At 70.0% G+C, this 18,111-nt stretch carries 18 protein-coding genes; 13 read left to right on the top strand and 5 right to left on the bottom strand.

Going from position 1 to position 18,111, the window contains the following annotated elements:
* Positions 1–8: 8 nt before the first annotated feature.
* The gene (locus tag ACYVD1_RS07860; RefSeq protein WP_460769690.1) at positions 9–266 is read right to left on the bottom strand and encodes a DUF2470 domain-containing protein; all 258 of its coding nucleotides are present in this window, start codon (positions 264–266) and stop codon (positions 9–11) included.
* 412 nt (positions 267–678) lie between these two features.
* On the bottom strand, positions 679–1,221 hold the full coding sequence (locus ACYVD1_RS07855) for a YceI family protein (RefSeq protein WP_460769637.1): 543 nt from the start codon (positions 1,219–1,221) through the stop codon (positions 679–681).
* A 142-nt stretch (positions 1,222–1,363) separates the two neighbouring features.
* On the opposite strand from ACYVD1_RS07855, the gene ACYVD1_RS07850 reads away from it, so the two are divergent.
* The 11 genes from ACYVD1_RS07850 to ACYVD1_RS07800 all read left to right on the top strand — a co-directional run bounded on the left by ACYVD1_RS07850 (position 1,364) and on the right by ACYVD1_RS07800 (position 11,005).
* A complete protein-coding gene (locus ACYVD1_RS07850; RefSeq protein ID WP_460769634.1) occupies positions 1,364–1,816 on the top strand; it encodes a MarR family winged helix-turn-helix transcriptional regulator in 453 nt (150 codons plus the stop codon).
* Between the two features lie 263 nt (positions 1,817–2,079).
* Positions 2,080–2,787, top strand: coding sequence for an SseB family protein (locus ACYVD1_RS07845; RefSeq protein ID WP_460769632.1), 708 nt, complete (start codon positions 2,080–2,082; stop codon positions 2,785–2,787).
* A gap of 84 nt (positions 2,788–2,871) precedes the next feature.
* Positions 2,872–3,927, top strand: a complete 1,056-nt coding sequence (locus ACYVD1_RS07840) for a prepilin peptidase (RefSeq protein ID WP_460769630.1) — start codon at positions 2,872–2,874, stop codon at positions 3,925–3,927.
* Positions 3,928–3,972: 45 nt separating this feature from the next.
* Complete coding sequence (gene aroC, locus ACYVD1_RS07835; protein WP_460769629.1) at positions 3,973–5,154, top strand: chorismate synthase; 1,182 nt, start codon at positions 3,973–3,975, stop codon at positions 5,152–5,154.
* Between the two features lie 161 nt (positions 5,155–5,315).
* Positions 5,316–5,831 carry a shikimate kinase gene (locus ACYVD1_RS07830; RefSeq protein ID WP_460769686.1) on the top strand — a complete coding sequence of 172 codons (516 nt, stop codon included), beginning with the start codon at positions 5,316–5,318 and terminating at the stop codon, positions 5,829–5,831.
* A complete protein-coding gene (aroB, locus tag ACYVD1_RS07825) occupies positions 5,831–6,913 on the top strand; it encodes a 3-dehydroquinate synthase (RefSeq protein ID WP_460769627.1) in 1,083 nt (360 codons plus the stop codon). The genes ACYVD1_RS07830 and aroB overlap by 1 nt, the downstream gene beginning before the upstream one ends.
* A 159-nt stretch (positions 6,914–7,072) precedes the next feature.
* Positions 7,073–7,636 carry an elongation factor P gene (gene efp, locus ACYVD1_RS07820; RefSeq protein ID WP_460748152.1) on the top strand — a complete coding sequence of 188 codons (564 nt, stop codon included), beginning with the start codon at positions 7,073–7,075 and terminating at the stop codon, positions 7,634–7,636.
* On the top strand, positions 7,636–8,049 hold the full coding sequence (nusB, locus tag ACYVD1_RS07815; RefSeq protein WP_460769626.1) for a transcription antitermination factor NusB: 414 nt from the start codon (positions 7,636–7,638) through the stop codon (positions 8,047–8,049). Before efp ends, nusB begins: the two co-directional genes overlap by 1 nt.
* A gap of 70 nt (positions 8,050–8,119) precedes the next feature.
* On the top strand, positions 8,120–8,917 hold the full coding sequence (locus ACYVD1_RS07810; RefSeq protein WP_460769625.1) for a methyltransferase domain-containing protein: 798 nt from the start codon (positions 8,120–8,122) through the stop codon (positions 8,915–8,917).
* Positions 8,918–9,034: 117 nt separating this feature from the next.
* The gene (gene dinB / locus ACYVD1_RS07805) at positions 9,035–10,321 is read left to right on the top strand and encodes a DNA polymerase IV (protein ID WP_460769623.1); all 1,287 of its coding nucleotides are present in this window, start codon (positions 9,035–9,037) and stop codon (positions 10,319–10,321) included.
* 243 nt (positions 10,322–10,564) lie between these two features.
* Complete coding sequence (locus ACYVD1_RS07800) at positions 10,565–11,005, top strand: DUF3040 domain-containing protein (RefSeq protein WP_460769621.1); 441 nt, start codon at positions 10,565–10,567, stop codon at positions 11,003–11,005.
* A gap of 248 nt (positions 11,006–11,253) precedes the next feature.
* On the opposite strand, the gene ACYVD1_RS07795 is transcribed toward ACYVD1_RS07800, so the two are convergent.
* Genes ACYVD1_RS07795 through ACYVD1_RS07785 form a run of 3 tightly spaced genes read right to left on the bottom strand, consistent with a single transcriptional unit; the run spans position 11,254 to position 15,880 of the window.
* Positions 11,254–13,584, bottom strand: a complete 2,331-nt coding sequence (locus tag ACYVD1_RS07795) for a transglutaminase family protein (protein WP_460769684.1) — start codon at positions 13,582–13,584, stop codon at positions 11,254–11,256.
* 8 nt (positions 13,585–13,592) lie between these two features.
* On the bottom strand, positions 13,593–14,852 hold the full coding sequence (locus tag ACYVD1_RS07790; RefSeq protein ID WP_460769619.1) for a DUF58 domain-containing protein: 1,260 nt from the start codon (positions 14,850–14,852) through the stop codon (positions 13,593–13,595).
* A 35-nt stretch (positions 14,853–14,887) separates the two neighbouring features.
* Positions 14,888–15,880 (bottom strand): AAA family ATPase, encoded by a 993-nt coding sequence (locus ACYVD1_RS07785; RefSeq protein ID WP_460748173.1) that lies wholly within the window; start codon positions 15,878–15,880, stop codon positions 14,888–14,890.
* A gap of 497 nt (positions 15,881–16,377) precedes the next feature.
* Here ACYVD1_RS07785 and mraZ point away from each other — a divergent pair, with 497 nt between their 5' ends.
* The gene (mraZ, locus tag ACYVD1_RS07780; protein WP_460748175.1) at positions 16,378–16,809 is read left to right on the top strand and encodes a division/cell wall cluster transcriptional repressor MraZ; all 432 of its coding nucleotides are present in this window, start codon (positions 16,378–16,380) and stop codon (positions 16,807–16,809) included.
* 264 nt (positions 16,810–17,073) lie between these two features.
* Positions 17,074–18,111, top strand: coding sequence for a 16S rRNA (cytosine(1402)-N(4))-methyltransferase RsmH (rsmH, locus tag ACYVD1_RS07775; RefSeq protein ID WP_460769682.1), 1,038 nt, complete (start codon positions 17,074–17,076; stop codon positions 18,109–18,111).

The raw sequence follows: 18,111 nt of genomic DNA, 5'->3' as shown, positions 1-18,111 counted from the left end.
TCGAGGGGTCAGTGCTGTTGGCGCGGGGGAAGGCCTAGCTTGTCGCAGGCCTCTTTGTACATGCGGACGACTTCGAGGCGGATCTGGGCGCGCTCGGTGAGCGGCTCGTCCCAGGGGATGCGCACGCTGCGCTCGGTGCCGTCCACGGTGACCGCGTAGTCGCCTCCCTCGCCGTCGAGGCCGGTCATCCGGGCGGCGGTGGCGTCGGGCTGGCCGCCCAGCGCCCGGCAGATGACCAGCGTGTCCTCGGGGTGGTCGCCGTTCATGTGCTCGGTGACGGCGGTGACGACCTCGGGGGCGAACGGGTTGGTGGGCACGGTGGGACTCCTGGGTGGTCTGCGGTACACGCTTCGGACGCAAGAAACGGGGGAGGGCCGGATCGGCCCTCCCCCAATGACGATATCCGAGGCCGCGCCGAGTTTCTGACGTGGTGTCGTTAAAACTCGGGGCCGTGGCCGCTCCCCCGTGCGGTCACTTTCGGGCACCGTCTTCCGAGGTCCTCCCCAGTTCCTCGGAGTGTCCCGGCCGGACGGCGGCGGTAGAGCCGGGTCGGGACGTCCTTCCTGCCTGCTCTGGCGAGTCGGCCTGCTTGTGCCGGCCTGCCTGGCCGTACTCGAATCCGGGTGCGGCCTGGGCGCAGGGCGGCACAGCTAGGGCTCGCGGGTGAACGGGCAGGGCTCAGGCCTCGCGGGTGAACTCCGCGTCGATCTCGATGCTGATCCGGTCGCCCACGACCACGCCGCCGCCGTCCATCGGCATCTCGATGTCCACGCCGAACTCCTTGCGGCTGATGGTGGTCGAGGCGGCGAAGCCGGCGCGGTCCAGGCCCCAGGGGTCGACGGTGGAGCCGTTGAACTCGAGGGAGAGCTCGACCGGGTGGGTGTTCTTCTTGATGGTCAGGTCGCCCTTGAGGACGTAGTCCTCCCCCTTGGCCTCGATGCCCGTGGAGCGGAAGGCGAACTCGGGGAACTGGTCGGTCGAGAAGAAGTCCGCGGACCGGATGTGGTTGTCGCGGTCGCTGTTGTCCGTGTTGATGGAGCTGGCGTCGATGGTGGCTTCGACGGAGGTCTTGGAGGGGTCCTCGGGAACGGTCAGCGTGGCGTCGAACTTCTCGAAACGGCCTCGAACCTTGCTCACCATCATGTGGCGGACGGAGAAGCCGACGATGCTGTGGGCGCCGTCAATCTTCCAGGTGCCGGGCTTGAGCTCCTGAGCGGCCATGTCTATCTCCCTGCGTGTTGGTGGCCCGTTGGAGTCGGGCCAATTCTCTGCCTAGCAACAAAGTACCTTGGAAGTATCTTCCTAGGAAGGAGTCTAGGTGTTCGGGTCCGGGGAAGCAAGCACCCACCGCTAGAATCGGGCCATGGAGAAGGCCTGGCTGGAGCCCGTGGAACAGGATGTCTGGCGCGGCTACCTGCGTACGAACACTTGGATCTACGACGAACTCGAACGCGACCTGCGCGCCCGCAACGGACTCTCGCTCATCGAGTACGGCATCCTCGCCCACCTCTCCGAGGCGCCTGAGTGCCGGATGCGCATGCGCGGGCTCGCCGACGCGGTCATCGTTTCCAGAAGCCGCCTGTCCCACCAGATCGCCCGGCTCGAACGCAACGGCCACGTGCGCCGAGAGGAGTGCGCCGACGACCGGCGCGGCCTGTGGGCCGTCCTCACCGACAAGGGCGCGGTGTTCCTCGAACAGGCGGCGCCCGGCCATGCCGCGCGGGTGCGTTCCCTGGTGTTCGACCGCCTCAGCGCGGAGCAGCTCACCCAGCTGCGGGGGATCATCGAGGCGCTGGAGGGCCCCGATCTGAAGTAGCCGTCCTGGAGGGCGCCCGCAAGCGGTCGGAAGCCCGGCGCCGGTTCGGAGGCCGCGGCCGGTTCGGGCCATTCGGTCTCCTTCTTGCCCAAACCGCTGGCCCTTACGGCACCCGCCTGTGAAGCTGGAGTCCGGAGCACGGCGCACCCCGAACGCGCACCCAGGGGAGCGGACGCCGACCACGCGCGGTCGGGGAAGGGGAGTGGGACATGGTTCTGTCGGCGAAGCGAAAGAGGCGGGCCGCCCAGGTAGAGTCGGGGCCCGTGAGCAGACCATCCATCATCGGCGCCCAGAACTTCCGCGACGACGACGGCAGCGCCGATCCGGAAGTCGAGGCGCGCCTGCGGGACCACGCGGCGGGCAAGATCGGCGATCGCCAGGTCCTGGCCGCTCTCAGCGAGTCCCGTGTCCTCATCCCGGTGGTCTCCGTCGCCACTGAGACCGAGGAGGGCGCGGGCGGGCTCACCAAGGACAAGAACAGCGAAGTGGCCATCCCCATCATGACCGGCAAGGACGGTCGGCGGGGGGTGCTCGCCTTCACCTCGGTGGACGCGGTCCGGCGCTGGCGCTCGGACGCCCGCCCCGTACCCTTCACCACAAAGGACGCCTGCCAGGCCACGCTCGAGGAGAGCGCGGACGCCCTGGTCATCGACGTGTCCGGCCCGGTGCCGCATACCATCCAGGGCCGTTTCCTGACGATGCTCGCCGAACAGGGCACCGTGCCCGAACCCAAGGACGACCCCCAGGTCCTGGCGCTCATCTACCGGGTGACCCACGCCGAGTTCGGGATCGAGCGCGTGCGTATCCACTCGTCGGAGCGCGGCGACATCGGGATCCGCCTCGAGTTGGACGAACGCGACGACGAGTCGCTGCGCCGTGTGGCCGAGCGGCTCGGCACCGAACTCCAGCACGTGCTACCCGGCGGGGTCGAGCTCAGCGCCGTCGTGCGGGCCCAGCGCGACGACAAGTAACCCCGGGCGGCTCGGGCTGCCCGGGTTGTCCACAGGGGCCGCCGGGCCCTGTCGCGGAGCGCTCCCAACAGGTAACTTCCCAACATGCCCACCCCCTTGGCGCTCTCACTGACCCCGTTGCTGCCGTGGGCGGTCCTCGCGGCCGCCGCCCTCGGTGTGCTCGGGGTGGTAGTCGGCCGTGGCACCGGGCGCCTCGTGCACCTCTTCGGCCCGGCCTGCCCGCCAGCCGTGACGAGTGCCGCCCCGGTGCCGCACCGAAACCCGGGGGGAGGGGCCGCCCCAGGTCAGGAGAGCATCACAGGGACCCCCGAGGAGAGGGAAGGCGTATCCGGCACACCAGCGGAACCCCCACCCGGCGACCAACCCTCAGACACCGCGCCCTCCGCCGACCAGCCCGCCCGCCCCGCTGACCCGGGCCCCTCCCTCGAAGAGGACGACGACGGTCCGCCGCCGCCGTGCTGCCCGTACTGCCGCGCCGAACTCGCCTTCGTGCGAGCCCTGCCGTACGTGGCCGCCCGCCCCTTCCGCCAGCGCGGTGCCTGCCCCCACTGCGAACAGTTCGTCCGCCCCCACCCCGCGGTCGTGGTCAGCACCGCCCTGCTGTTCGCGGCGGTCGGCGCCCTCCTCCCGTGGCACCTGCTCGACTGGTCGGCGTTCGGTCTGCTGGCCGTGCTCTGGTTCGTCGCGATCGGCACGCCCCTGTCCGTCATCGACCTCAGGGTCATGCGCCTGCCCGACGTCATCGTGGCCCCGGCCTACCCCGTCGCCGCCCTCCTCCTGGCCGCGGCGGTCCTCCTTCCGCCCTCCGGGCCCGACCTCGAGCGCGGTGCCCAGGCCCTGGTCGGCATGGCGCTCATCACGGTTCTCTACTGGTCGCTGTGGCGGATCCGGCCAGGCGGGCTCGGCTTCGGCGACGTCAAGCTCTCCGGGCTCACCGGCCTCTACGCGGGCTGGGCCGCCGGACCGGTCGGCGCCCTCGTCGCGGCGTTCTGGGCCTTCGCGGCCTTCTCCCTGCTGGGGCTGGCGCTCATGGCCCTGCGCCGGATCACCCGGGCAGAACCCCTCCCCTTGGGACCCTTCATGCTCGCCGCCACCTTCCTCACCCTCCTCGCCGGTCAGCCCTTGGCGCCCCAACCCTGATCCCGGTGGCCGCCCCAGCACACGATCCGTGGGAGGATCGTGCACATGTTGCGTTGGCTGACCGCGGGGGAGTCCCACGGACCTGCACTCGTCGCGATTCTGGAGGGCCTTCCGGCCGGTGTGTCCGTCACCTCTGACGACATCGCCGCCGCACTGCTCCGCCGCCGCGCCGGGTACGGTCGGGGCGCCCGGATGAAGTTCGAGAAGGACCAGGTCTCCGTCATCGGAGGCATCCGGCACGGCATCACCCAGGGTGGTCCGGTCGCGATCGAGGTCGGAAACACCGAGTGGCCCAAATGGGAGAAGGTGATGTCGCCCGACCCGGTTCCCGCCGAGGAACTGGACGGTGTGGCGCGCAACGCGCCGCTCACCCGGCCCCGCCCCGGCCACGCCGACCTGGTCGGTATGCAGAAGTACGGGCACGACGAGTCCCGCCCGATCCTGGAGCGCGCCAGCGCCCGTGAGACCGCGGCACGCGTCGCCGTCGGCGAGGTCGCCCGGCAGTTCTGCCGCCAGGCGCTCGGCATCGAGATCCTCAGCCACGTGGTCTCCATGGGTCCCGTCGCTGTTCCCGAGAACGCCCCCGAACCGCGTCCCGAGGACCTCGCCGCGATCGACGAGGACCCGCTGCGCTGCTTCGACGCCGAGACCAGCGCACGCATGGTCGAGGAGGTCGACGACACCAAGAAGTCCGGGGACACCTTGGGCGGCGTCGTCGAGGTGCTCGCCTACGACCTGCCGCCGGGCCTGGGCAGCCACGTGCACTGGGACCGCCGCCTGGACTCCCGCCTGGCCGGGGCCCTCATGAGCATCCAGGCCATCAAGGGCGTCGAGGTCGGCGACGGCTTCCGCACGGCTGCCCGCCGGGGTTCCGCGGCCCACGACGAGATCGAGCCCGGGGCCGACGGCGTGCGCCGCCGCACCAACCGCGCGGGCGGTGTCGAGGGCGGCATGTCCACCGGCGATCCGCTGCGCGTGCGCGCCGCGATGAAGCCCATCGCCACGGTGCCCAAGGCGCTGGACACCGTCGACACCGAGACCGGCGAGCCCACCAAGGCCCACCACCAGCGCAGCGACGTCACCGCGGTCCCCGCCTCCGGCGTGGTGGCCGAGGCCATGATCGCGCTGGTCATCGCCGAGGCCGCCATCGAGAAGTTCGGTGGCGACTCGGTTCCAGAGACCGCCCGTAACCTCCAGGGATACCTGGACTCGCTGACGATCCGCTAGATCCCTTCATCCTGGCCCGCCCTTCCCCCGGAGGGCGGGCCAGCGCTCTTGGAGGGTGCTGTTTCTGCTAGACAGGAGGGCACACGGCACAGATTCTCCTCCTCGCGCTCGCGGGGAGCGGCACCCCCAGAGGTAGGCAGAGCGTGGCAAGAGCGATCGCGGTGCTCATCGGTTCGCCCGGATCGGGCAAGTCCACCGTCGGCGAGGCACTGGCCCGCCGCCTCGACGCGGACCTGTTGTGCACCGACACCGAGATCGAGAAGCGTGCGGGCAGGCCCATCAGTGACATCTTCGTCCAGGACGGCGAGGAACGATTCCGCGCGCTGGAGCGCGAGGTCGTCGCGGAAGGCCTGCGCGCTTGGGAGGGCGTCATCGCGGTCGGCGGCGGCGCGGTCCTCAACGAGGACACCCGGAAGGACCTCTCCGAACACCACGTGGTCTACCTACAGGTGGACTTCGGCGAGGCCGCCAAACGGGTGGGCATGGACGTCGCCCGCCCCCTGCTCTCCGGGAACCCCCGCACTCAGCTGCGCAAGCTCCTCAACGAGCGGCTTCCCATCTACGAGGGCCTCGCAACGGTGACCGTGCCCACGACGGAATACCACCCCGAGGAGATCGTCGACACCATCGTGTCCTCCCTCCCCGAGAGCTCCCAGCCCACCGGAAAGGCCAAGTAGTGACCGCGACCCGGATCGGTGTGGGGGACCACACCGGACGCTACGACGTGGTGGTCGGCAGCGGCGTCCTCTCCGAACTGCCCTCCCTCGTCGGCGACGCCGCGCAGGTGGCCGTGATCCACCCCGAGGGCCTGGGCGAGATCGCCCGCCCCGTGGCCGGCGCACTGGAGGACGCCGGTTACCGTGTCCGGCCCATGCCCGTGCCCGACGGCGAAGCCGCCAAGACCGCCGCCGTGGCCACGGACCTGTGGTCGCGACTGGGCGGCTTCAACTTCACCCGCAGCGACGCCGTGGTCGGGGTGGGCGGCGGTGCCGCCACCGACCTGGCCGGGTTCGTCGCCGCCACCTGGCTGCGCGGGGTGCGTTCGGTACTGGTGCCCACCACGCTGCTGGGCATGGTGGACGCCGCGGTCGGCGGCAAGACCGGCATCAACACACCCGAGGGCAAGAACCTGGTCGGCGCCTTCCACCCTCCGGCGGGGGTGCTGTGCGACCTCGCCACCCTGCCGAGCCTGCCCCAGGCCGACTACATCGGCGGTCTGGCCGAGATCGTCAAGGCGGGCTTCATCGACGACCCCGTCATCTGCGACCTCATCGAGGAAGACCCCGAGGGCGCCACCGTCCCTGAGGGCAAGCACACGCGCGAGCTCATCGAACGCGCCGTCCGGGTCAAGGCCGACGTCGTCTCCGGCGACCTCAAGGAGAGCGGCCGCCGCGAGATCCTCAACTACGGCCACACCCTCGGGCACGCCATCGAACGCGCCGAGAACTACACCTTCCGGCACGGCTACGCCGTCTCCATCGGCATGGTCTTCGCGGCCGAGCTCGCCCGCCTGGACGGGCGGATCGACGATGCGCTGGTACGACGGCACCGTTCCGTGCTCACCTCTGTGGGGCTGCCGGTCAGCTACGCCGCGGAGGCCTGGGCCGAACTGCGCACCACCATGGCCGTAGACAAGAAGGCCCGCGGCGCCACCCTGCGTTTCGTGGTCCTGGACGGCCTGGCCAAGCCCGCGATCCTCAGCGGGCCGACGCCTGAGCTACTGGACGCCGCTTACCAGGCAGTCGTAGACGGTTCCTGAGTCCCAGGAACCCACTAGACTGGTCAGAGGCGAGGAGTGCCCGGGCCCGGTGGACACAGACACCGGCCGCCATGGGGACCGCGCCTCGCCCCATCGACTACCGACCGGACCGGCGAGTCCGGTCTCCGACGTGTCAGACCCCTGGGAGAGACGACCGAAGTGGCCTCGACGAACGACATCAAGAACGGCACGACCCTGCGGCTCGATCACGGCGTTCTCTGGAACGTCCTGGAGTTCCAGCACGTCAAGCCGGGCAAGGGCGGCGCGTTCGTCCGTACCAAGCTGAAGAACGTCCTTACGGGCAAGATCGTCGACAAGACCTTCAACGCCGGTGCCAAGGTCGAGTTCGCCAGCGTCGACCGCAGCGACATGGAGTACCTGTACCACGACGGGGACTCCTTCATCTTCATGGACAACCAGACCTTCGACCAGATCCCGGTCCCCGAGGCCGTGGTCGGCGACGCCAAGGGCTTCCTCCTGGAGAACACCAAGGTCACGGTGGCCACCTACGAGGGCAACCCGCTCTACATCGAGATGCCCGCAGCCGTCGAGCTGGAGATCACCGAGACCGACCCCGGCGTCCAGGGCGACCGCTCCACCGGCGGTACCAAGCCCGCCACCGTGCAGACCGGTGCCACCATCCAGGTGCCCCTGTTCGTCACCACTGGCGAGCGCGTCAAGGTCGACACCCGCACGGGCGACTACCTCGGGCGTGTCAACTGATGAGTGGCGCACGGCGCAAGGCCCGTCGGCGCGCGGTGGAGGTCCTCTACGAGTCCGAGGTGCGCGGAACCTCGGTGGAAGACGTCATCAAGCGTCGGCTGGCCCAGCCCGAACCGCCGATCAACGAGTTCACCGAGCGGCTCGCGCGTTCCGTCGACGAGCGGCGTGACCGGATCGACGAGCTCCTGGGCGACTACGCCATCGGGTGGACCCTCGAACGAATGCCGGTCGTCGACCGCAACATCCTCCGGATGGGCGCCTTCGAACTGCTGTGGGCCGAGGACATCCCCGACGGTGTGGCGATCGCAGAGGCGGTCGGCGTGGCCAAGGAGCTGTCCACCGACGAGTCGCCCAACTTCATCAGCGGACTTCTGTCACGCTTGATGGAGAACAAGTCGACGCTCTCGCTCTGAGACCTCGCACCGAGGCCGGGGTGGTCCCGCCCCGGGCAGGACTCGGGCACTAATGATTGAGAGAACGCAGGTGACTGACAGGAGCGGCACGTCCGCGACCGCGACGGGCGGTTACGGGACGAGCGGTGTGACCGGACCCGCGCGGGCGGCCACCGCCGCGCGGACCGCGGTGGTGTGGGACGCGCTCTCGCAGCTGCTGGCCCGCCTCTCCGACGGTGAGCCCGTGGAGATCGTCGACGCCGGCGGGGGCACCGGTGGCGCCGCCGTTCCGCTCGCCGAGCTCGGTCACCGTGTGACCGTCGTGGAGCCCAACCCGGACTCCCTGGCCGCTTTGGAGCGCCGTGCCGCCGAGAGCGGTGTCGTGGTGCGCGGTGTCCAGGGGGAGACCCAGGACCTGGCCTCGCTCTTCCCGGTCGGCAGCGCCGACCTGGTGTTGGTGCACAACGTGCTCGAATACGTCGACGACCCCGCTTCCGCGCTGGCCGACGTCGCCGGCATCACCCGTCCCGGTGGCGCGGTCAGCCTGGTGGTCACCAACGCGGTCGCCGGGGCCCTGCACCGGGCCCTTGCCGGGCACATCACCGACGCGCAGCATCTGCTCTCCGACGCCGACGGCCGCTGGGGCGAGGCCGACCCCATGCCGCGGCGCTTCACCCGCCAGCAGCTCCTGGAACTGATCGGCCAGTCCGGTCTGACCGGGGAGAGCGTTCGCGGGGTGCGGGTGTTCGCCGACGTCCTGCCCGGACACGCTTGGGAGGCCGATGCCCAGGCCGGACAGCACCTGGTGGAGCTGGAGAAGGCCGCCGCGGACCACCCCGAGCTCATTGGCATAGCCACCCAGCTGCACGCCATCGCGCTCAATCCCTAGGCCCACCCTTCCCCCGGCCCTAGATCCACCCTTCCCGGGTTCTGGGGCCACTTTTTGGCCGGTGCCGGACTCAGGGCCAGGGCCGGGGAAGTCGGGGGAAGGGCATAACCTGGCACTATGAGCCGACGTCAGCTGGAACGCGGTGCCGCACTCCGGGGTATGGTCACCTCGGACGGCATCGCACCGCTGGGTGCCGACTTTCCCGTGGACGGTTCCGGGCCGGACCACGACTGCCACATCCTGCACTTGGACATGGACGCGTTCTTCGCGAGCGTGGAGCAGCTGCGCCACCCTGAGGCACGCGACCGTCCCGTCATCGTGGGCGGCCTCGGTCCACGCAGTGTGGTCTCCTCCGCCGACTACGTCGCCCGTCACCACGGTGTGCACTCGGCGATGCCCATGGCGCAGGCGATGCGCCTGTGCCCGGACGCCCTGGTCTATCCGCCGGACGGGGCCGCCTACCGCCAGGCCTCCGAGGCGGTCATGGAAATCCTGCGTTCGGTGACGCCCCTGGTCCAGCCGCTGTCGCTGGACGAGGCCTTCTTGGACGTGTCCGGTGCCCGCCGCCGCCTCGGCGGCCCCGCGCGTATCGCCGCGATGATCCGCGAACGGGTTCGGCGGGAACAGCGGCTCACCTGCTCCGTGGGGGTCGCGGCCACCCGCTTCGTCGCCAAACTCGGTTCCACCCACTGCAAGCCCGACGGACTGCTGCTCGTGCCTACGGAGAGGGTCCACGGCTTCCTGGACCCGCTACCTATCGGCGCGCTGCCCGGGGTCGGTGAGAAGACCGAACGCTCGCTCGTCCGACTGGGCCTGCGCACCGTCGGTGCCCTGGGGCGGGCCGACACCGACCTGCTGCGGATGGAACTCGGTGAGAAGGCCGGTACGCGCCTGGCCGCGCTCGCCCGGGGCGAGGACCCCAGCCTGGTCGTTCCCGAGACCCCGGACAAGAGTGTGGGCGCGGAGGAGACCTTCGCCGTGGACGTGGACGATCCTGACAAGATCGACCGCGAGCTGCTGCGCCTGGCGGAAAAGGTGGGGTACCGGATGCGTGCCTCGGGACAGGTGGGGCGCACGGTGAGCATCAAGCTCCGCAAGGCCGACTTCTCCACCATCACCCGGGCCAAGACCCTCTCCGAGGCCACCGACGTCGCTCGGGACATCAGTTCCGTCGCACGCGCCCTCTACACCGCTTCGGGCCTGCGGGGCTCGGCCCTGCGCCTGGTGGGGGTTCGTGTGGAGGGTGTGGTCCCGGCGGAACAGGCCCACCACCAGTTGGCGTTAGGGGAGGAGGACACGGGTTGGCGGGACGTTGAGCGGGTTATGGACCGGGTGAAAGCTCGTTTCGGTCCAGGCGCGATACAGTCGGCTGTATTGGCCAAGCGTGACGAAAACGACGTATGATGCGGCAACTTCCGGGGCCCTCTGAGCGTTGTACAGAGTAGGACCGGAGTCAGGGTGAGAGAGAGGCATGGAAGCCGGTGTTTCCGATACAGGGCGAGGGTATCGTGACCGTAGTGGGTCAGGTATACACGCAGCTTTTCTTTCCGCTAGGCGCTAGTGCACCGTATTCTGGGCATACCACTGACCAAGAGATTGTTCATCAGTACCCGTCACCCCAACCGGGGACTGCAGTAGGGAGGCGCCGTGCCGCTCTCTGAACACGAGCAGCGCATGCTCGACCAGATCGAGCGGGCGCTGTATGCCGAGGACCCGAAGTTCGCGAACACAGTTCGGCAGACGAACCCCGCGGTCCATTACAAGCGCTGGATCATCAAGGCCGGAGTCGGCTTCGTACTCGGCATGGGAATGCTGCTCCTGGGTCTGCTGCTGAGCAACCCGGATGAGTCCCTGGCGCTTCCGGTGACCATCAGCGTCCTCGGATTCGTCCTCATGCTCACCTGCTTCCTGTGGGGCGCCAACGCCTGGCGCAAGGCCGCGGGCGGCGGGGCCGAGGCGGCGATGGCCGCCGAGGCCGAGGAGGCCGAGGCCAAACAGAAGCGCAAGGAGAAGGGCGGAAAGCGCCCTGGGATGATGAACCGCTTCGAGGAGCGCTGGCGCCGCCGCCAGCAGGGCGAGGACCAGTAACTCCGCCCACCCCGGCTCCGGACGGCCAGCGCCTTGAGCGTTCGTGTGTTCTGTGACGGCGGGGCCCGCACACCGACGGTATGCGGGCCCCGCCGTTTTCCTGTGCCCGTGAGGTGGGTCCGCCACCGTTCCTGACAGCCTCCTCTTGCGCGGGCGCAGCCCGTGAATTCCGTCACTGGGTGCCGACCGGGCGGGGCTCGTCCAGTCAGGGAACCGCGGGGAGTCCGGCCGCTCCCCGCGGACTCTTCCTAGGGAAGGGCGGGGGCCGCCTCGCCCGCGATCCGCGGCCGGTTCCACGGTGCCAGGGAACGCGGCAGCAGGAGCGCCCGCCACCGGGCACCGTCTGCGGTTACCGAGGCCAGCCCGGCCCGGGCCGTCGCCAGATCGTCCGCCAGGCGGCCGTCATGCTCGGGTGCGGGCGCGTACCGGGCCGATTCCTCGGCAAGCGCCAGCCGCCACAGGGCCTCCCGGGACTCTTCCGGCAGGGCGACCCCGTCGCGCCGCAGGGCACTCAGCCGTTCGGCGGTCGCCCGCGGGCTCTCAGTGAGCACCCATTCCACACCCAGGTCGACGCATGTGTCACGGAGTTCCCGCCAGGCGGTGTGCGCGCCCGCGGCCCCGCCCGCGGTCAACGCGGGGTTCCGGGACCAGCGGACCAGGACACGGGCGAGGGCTGGCAGGGCCAGCAACAACAGCGCGCCGAGTACGCCGCCCAACACCGGGAGCCACGGCAGCACGGAGGCCGCGCCGGTCTCGTCCCCGGTACTTCCGGCAGCTGCGTCGCCCGACTCCTCCTCCGGGGACTCGCTCTCATCGGGCGTGGGGCTGGGCTCTTCCTCGGGGGACTCGGTCGGCTCGGGTGAGGCCGGCGCCTGGGGTTCGGGCTCGTGCGGGGTATCGGGTGCGGAGCTCGTGGAGCTGTAGTCGGGCACCGAAGCCGACCCCTGCCCGTCCGCCGAAGAGGGTGTGGGCTCGAAGCGCACCCATCCGGACCCCTCGAAGTAGAGCTCGGGCCAGGCGTGGGCGTCGCCGACCGATACAGCCCAGCGGTCGTCGCCCACGTTCTCGCCCGCGGTGTAGCCCACGGCGACCCGTGCGGGGATGTCGGCCTGGCGGGCCATGACCGCCATCGCTCCTGCGTACTGCTCGCAGTAGCCGACCCGGTCTTCGAACAGGAAGTGCGTCAGCGGATCGGCGCCGGAGGGGACCGGGGGAGGGTCGAGGTCGTAGGTGAAGGAGCCGTCGGTGAAGAAGTCCTGGATGGCGGTCGCGCTCTCGTACGGCGACTCGGCGTCCTCCGTCACGGCGTCCGTGAGCTCCTGGACCCTTTCGTCCAGGTCTCCGGGCAGGTCCCGGTGGTCGTCGTTCAGGGACCTGGGCGGACCGGCTGTGTCTAGGGCCTCGGGATCGGGCTGGTTCTCCGCGGACTCCACAGCGAAGTTGAACCCGGTCTGGGGCGTGCCGGTGGTGAAGACCATCAGCGTCTCGGGGTCCACGTACCAGTCACCGGAGATGTCCACCGAGCGGGCCGGGTAGGGGATCGGCAGAAAGTCCATGCGGGGCGAGTCGGCGTCCAGCGACACCCGCGTGGTGACCGCGTCCTCGGCCTCCTCGGTCCATCCCGGGGGAAGTGGGAAGTCGTTGTCGATACCGGAGTCGCGGCCGGTGTACACGGGGGTCATCGTCCAGTTCTCGCCATCGAACTCGTCGAGGACGAAGGTGCGCAGGTACTCCGGGTCCTCGGCGTCGGTCCGGTAGGTCAGCACGGTCCGGTCGGAGGAGGCGGCCAGGTCGCGGCGGAGTGACACCAGCGGGTGCTGGGTGGTCACCGTGTCTCCCGTGCCGAGCTGGCTGCCGTCGGCCATCGCGTAGAAGGCGTCGGTGTGCAGAGAAGGCACCATCAGGGGGATCGACAGGGCCAGCACGATCGCCGTGGAGGCGGCGGTGACCACGATACCGAGCCGGGTGGCACCTGACGCGAAGCGCCCCGCGGGGCTCTGTCCGTCCGGTACCCGGGCGCCCCACTCGCGGCTCCGGACCCACATGTCAGCGGCCAGTAGCGCCAGGAAGCCCGCGGCGCAGACCCCGGCCTGTACCCAGGTCAGGCCAGTGCCGTCCACGGCAAGCGGGACCAGGATCAGCGCCAGCAGCAGCCCGCCGACCATCCCCGGGCAACGGGCCGTCACCGCCAGGAAGTCCGAGGTCATCGCGAACACCACGAAGACCAGCGTGATGATCATCTGCAGCCCATGGGAGGGCGTAACCGGGGGAGCACTGGTGTCGATGCTGTGCACCCCCTGCTGGAACAGTTCCCAGGCCTGTTCGAACGTGGCGGGGGTGGGCACGATGCCCAGGAATCCCGTCCCCGGGGCGAACAGCGGTGTGAACAGCAGAGCGGCGGTGAGCAGCTGCAGGAAGGGGACGGGCAGGGGATTCCAGCCCCCCGCGCGGTACAGGGCGGACACGGCGGCGACCGCCGTCATGAGGAGGACGGCCGGGACCCACCAGTCGCCGCCGCGGACCAAGCCGCCCAGCAGGGGCAGCGCCGCCAGCATCGAGACGAGCGCGGCCAGGGGCATCAGTGCTCTCAACGCGAACCCTCCCGGGTGAAGCGGTGCCCCGCATGGACCGGGCCGCCCTCACCTTGGGGGGAGATCGACCGGTGCCACAGCGGGGGCAGTTCGGTGGGGTCGGCCACGGTCACCACACGCCAACCGTTGGCGGTCAGCAGCTCGGCGATGCGCTGTGCGGACCCCGACTCCGGCCAGTCGGCCCGAGAACACAGGACCGCCACGTGCGTCCCGGTCCCGCGCACCCGGGAGAGCGCAGCGGCGTCCTCCGCCGATACCGCGCCGAGAACCGCCACCACCAGGCTCGCCGAAGCCCCGCGTGCCCCTTCCAGGGCGCTGATGCCGCCCGTCAGATTGGTGGCCTTGGAGGGTTCGGCGGTGGCGAGCCCGTCCAGGACCCCGGACGCGTTCTCGGTGTGCAGGTGTCCGCGTTCGGTGTGGAAACGCAGTTCGTGTCCGCTGTCGAGGATGTTCACCGCGATCGAGGCGGCCACGCTCACCCCGGTCTCCAGCGAACTCCAAGGGCCCACGCCCGTGTGCGCGGTCTCGCGGGTGTCCAACAGCAGAGTGCTGTGCTCGCGCCAGTGCTGTTCGTCCCGACGCACCATCAGTTCGCCGTGCTTGGCGGTGGACCGCCAGTGCACCCGCCGCAGTTCGTCGCCGTACCGGTACTCGCGGGGGATGGGGTCCTGTTCCCCGGCCCCGGTGACCGCGCGGCGCGGGGCGTTCTCCCCCTGTGAACCGTCGGCCGCTCCGAGGGTGGCCAACCGGACGACGGGCGGGGTCACGAGCAGCGGCGTGGGTGCACCGACCAGGCGGGTTACCCGCACGCAGCCTAGGGGGTCAACCACGCTCACCCGTAGCGGCCCCACCGGGTAGCGGCCCCGGACCGCGGGGCGTACCAGGTAGGTGACGTCCCTGACGGCGCGCGGTGCCAGATGGCCCACGGTGTAGCGCGGCTCGTAGCCGAGCCGGACGGGAAGCGTGTCCTCGACGCGCACCCAGGCGACCGGCCAGGTGGGGGAGGTGTTGCCGATCCGGACCAGCACCCGGGTGTCCGTCCCGGCCGGAACCCGGGCCGGCCGCAGGGCACGGCTGTGTGCCACGCGCCCGGTCGCGCCGAACACGGTCAGGGCCGAGAGCGGCGGCACCAGGACGAGGAGGAGTCCCACACCGACCAGCTCTCTCTGGCCGACGACGAAACCGCACACGAGGGCGACCGCTCCGAAGAACAGCATGAGACCGCCGCGGGCGGTGAGGGTTCGCTTCGGGCGCATGGGCCCTCTCTCGGGGGTCGTGTGGACGCTCCGGGTCAGCGGGGTCCGGGAACGGGAAGTCGGGCGACCAGTTTGGCCACGATCTGCTCGGCGCTGAGCCGCTCCATCTGGGCTTCGGGGCCGGGGAGCAGTCGGTGGGCGAGTACGGGAACGGCCAGGGCCTGTACGTCGTCGGGGACGACGTAGTGGCGCCCCTCCAGGGCGGCGTGAGCGCGTGCGGCCCGCACCAGGTGCAGGGTGGCGCGGGGCGAGGCGCCCAGTTTGAGTTCGGGTGCGGTCCGGGTGGAGTTCACCAGGTCGACGACGTAGCGGCGCATGCCCGGTGCCATGTGGATGCCGTGGACGCGCCCCACCAGGTCGCGGATCTCGGCGGCGTTGGTGACGGGGGCCAGCGCGTCCAGGGGCGACTGGGTGGTGTGGCTGTCGATCATGTCGAGTTCGGCCTGGGGCGAGGGGTAACCGACCGAGACACGGGCCATGAACCGGTCCCGCTGCGCCTCCGGCAGGGCGTAGGTGCCCTCCATGTCGGCAGGGTTCTGGGTCGCCACGACCATGAACGGGCGTTCCAGTGCCCGGGTCTGCCCGTCCGCGCTGACTTGGCGCTCCTCCATGCACTCCAAGAGGGCCGACTGGGTCTTGGGTGAGGCGCGGTTGATCTCGTCGCCGAGCACGATGTTGGCGAACACCGGTCCGGGGTTGAACTCGAACTCGTTGCGGTCCTGGTGGTAGACGCTGACCCCGGTGATGTCGCTGGGCAGCAGGTCCGGGGTGAACTGGACACGCTGCACGGAGCAGTCCACGGCCCGGCCCAGGGCTTTGGCCAGCATGGTCTTTCCCACACCGGGGACGTCCTCGATCAGGAGGTGCCCCTCCGCGAGCAGAACGGTGAGTGAGATGCGCAGTACGTCGGGCTTGCCCTCGATGACCGTTTCGATCGCGCCGCGGACGCGCTCGGCGACGGAGACCACGGCGCCGATGTCCTCCCGGACGCCGCCCCCGTGACCGTCGTGCTGTGTGCCGAGTGACACGAGTCCCCTCCCGCTCAAGTCATGCCCCGGTGTATCGATCCGAGGCTAGGGCCAATCAGACCGATTGCAAACCAAAGTGCCGGAATCTGCCGCCGAATGATTCCGGCGGATACCAAAGTGTTTAAAGGGTGGGAACTGTTCTCCTGATCAATCGTGGGGGAGCCGTTCCTGATAGTGGGACGGACGTGGATAACCGGTCCCGAGGGGCCTACTGGAGGGCATGTTCCGCCCTCGGGCGGCCCGCGGCTGGTCACGGCGCTGCCGGTGCCGGGTGCCACTCCGTTCCCGCTGGTCGTCGGCGGATGGTGAGTGTGTGGTGTGCGACGCACGCGGGTGCTCGGCTGCCCCACTCTTGCTCCACGGCTCTGACCTGCGTATTTGTCGAAACTTCGGTTGGAGAATCCGGATTGAAGCTGTTGACGGTGGGGAGGAGTGGAGTAAGGTGGAGCACCGTGGAGAGGGTGAATTCTCCACTTAGGGGGTGAGGGGGTGAGCGTGTGTTCCTCGGCACCCACACGCCCCGCCTCGACCAGAAGGGACGGCTGTTCCTTCCCGCGAAGTACCGCGACGAACTGTCGGGGGGTTTGGTGATCACGAAAGGCCAGGAGCGCTGCCTCTACGTCTTTCCGACGGCCGAGTTCAGTCGCGTCACCGAAGCCCTGAGCTCCGCACCGGTCACCGCCAAGGCGGTCCGCGACTTCAGCCGTGTCCTGTTCGCCAGCGCGTCCGACGAGTCCTGCGACAAGCAGGGCAGGGTCACGGTTCCGCCGCACCTGCGCCAATACGCGGGCCTGGACCGCGATTGCGTGGTCATCGGCGCAAACACACGCCTGGAGATCTGGGACGCCGCCGCGTGGTCCGAATACGAGGCCGAACAGGAGCAGGTGTTCTCGCAACTCTCAGAGGAGGTGCTGCCCGGGGTGCTCTGAGCGAGGCGGCCTCCGCCCGCGCGAGGGTACTGAGTCCATGCAATACCGGGACCGGTAGCGGTCTCCGGAGACGGTCACACGAGCTGGCGCGACTTCCCCGGTGCCAGGTCGTGAGCGTACGCCCACCGAAAGGTGGACAATAGCGCCCGTGTCCGGAGGCCTGCCGGTATCCCGGTCGGCCACGCGAAAGGACACCGTGGGGCGTGCCCAGTGCGTTCCACGGACTCAGGGGGAGACCGCGAGAGCGTGGAGGAACGGCACCGCATGGGGGACCAACGGCAGCACGAGCAGTCCAACGGGGACGACTCGCCCGACCAGAGCCAGACCGAACAGAGCCAGGCCGAAACGGACCCCCGTCACGTACCGGTCATGCTCGACCGGATCGTGGAGCTGCTCGCCCCGGCACTCAGCCACCCCGGGGCGGTGCTCATCGACGGCACACTCGGCCTGGGCGGACACTCCGAGGCGCTGCTCAAGGCCTGCCCGAGCATGCGCCTGGTCGGAGTGGACCGCGACACCACCGCCTTGGAGCGCAGTGCCAAGCGCCTGGCCCCCTACGCCGACCGCACGCACTTCGTGCATGCCCTCTACTCCGACATCCCCCGCGCCCTCGACGAGGCCGGAGTGAAGGAGGCCGACGCGATCCTGCTCGACCTCGGCGTCTCGTCGCCGCAGCTGGACGAGACCGACCGCGGTTTCGCCTACGCGCACGACGCGCCACTCGATATGCGCATGGACCGCACCCAAGCGCTCAGCGCGGAAGAGGTCGTCAACGACTACTCCGTCGCCGAACTCACCAGGGTCCTCGGCAAGTACGGGGAGGAGAAGTTCGCCTCACGCGTGGCCAAGGCGATCGACCGCCGCCGCGCGAAGGGGCGCATCGACTCCACCCGCGAACTGGCCGAACTGGTCCGCGACGCCATTCCCGCGGCCACGCGGCGCACCGGTGGCCACCCCGCCAAGCGCACCTTCCAGGGCCTGCGCATCGAGGTCAACGCCGAACTCGCCATCCTCCAGGAGACGCTGCCGGCGGCCCTCTCGCGGCTCGGCGTCGGCGGCCGCATCGCCGTGCTCTCCTACCACTCACTCGAAGACCGGATCACCAAGAAGTCCCTCGTGGCCCTGGCGAAGGACACCACGCCCGCTGACCTTCCGGTCCCCCTCCCGGACCGCCAACCGGAACTCCGGCTCCTCACCAGGGGCTCGGAACTCCCCACGGACGAAGAGAACGAACGCAACCCGCGCGCGCAGTCGGCACGTCTCAGGGCGGCCGAACGGGTGCGCTGGCCGTCGCGGCAGTAG

It is taken from the genome of Nocardiopsis nanhaiensis, assembly GCF_054778635.1.
This window is presented reverse-complemented; position numbering and strand designations above follow the sequence as displayed.

What these genes read in the sequence shown, in the direction of transcription:
- ACYVD1_RS07860 (WP_460769690.1), bottom strand. Translation starts at nt 266, where the DNA reads ATGAACGGCGACCACCCCGAGGACACGCTGGTCATCTGCCGGGCGCTG.
- ACYVD1_RS07855 (WP_460769637.1), bottom strand. Translation starts at nt 1,221, where the DNA reads ATGGCCGCTCAGGAGCTCAAGCCCGGCACCTGGAAGATTGACGGCGCC.
- ACYVD1_RS07850 (WP_460769634.1), top strand. Translation starts at nt 1,364, where the DNA reads ATGGAGAAGGCCTGGCTGGAGCCCGTGGAACAGGATGTCTGGCGCGGC.
- ACYVD1_RS07840 (WP_460769630.1), top strand. Translation starts at nt 2,872, where the DNA reads ATGCCCACCCCCTTGGCGCTCTCACTGACCCCGTTGCTGCCGTGGGCG.
- aroC (WP_460769629.1), top strand. Translation starts at nt 3,973, where the DNA reads ATGTTGCGTTGGCTGACCGCGGGGGAGTCCCACGGACCTGCACTCGTC.
- nusB (WP_460769626.1), top strand. Translation starts at nt 7,636, where the DNA reads ATGAGTGGCGCACGGCGCAAGGCCCGTCGGCGCGCGGTGGAGGTCCTC.
- dinB (WP_460769623.1), top strand. Translation starts at nt 9,035, where the DNA reads ATGAGCCGACGTCAGCTGGAACGCGGTGCCGCACTCCGGGGTATGGTC.
- ACYVD1_RS07795 (WP_460769684.1), bottom strand. Translation starts at nt 13,584, where the DNA reads ATGCCCCTGGCCGCGCTCGTCTCGATGCTGGCGGCGCTGCCCCTGCTG.
- ACYVD1_RS07790 (WP_460769619.1), bottom strand. Translation starts at nt 14,852, where the DNA reads ATGCGCCCGAAGCGAACCCTCACCGCCCGCGGCGGTCTCATGCTGTTC.
- rsmH (WP_460769682.1), top strand. Translation starts at nt 17,074, where the DNA reads ATGGGGGACCAACGGCAGCACGAGCAGTCCAACGGGGACGACTCGCCC.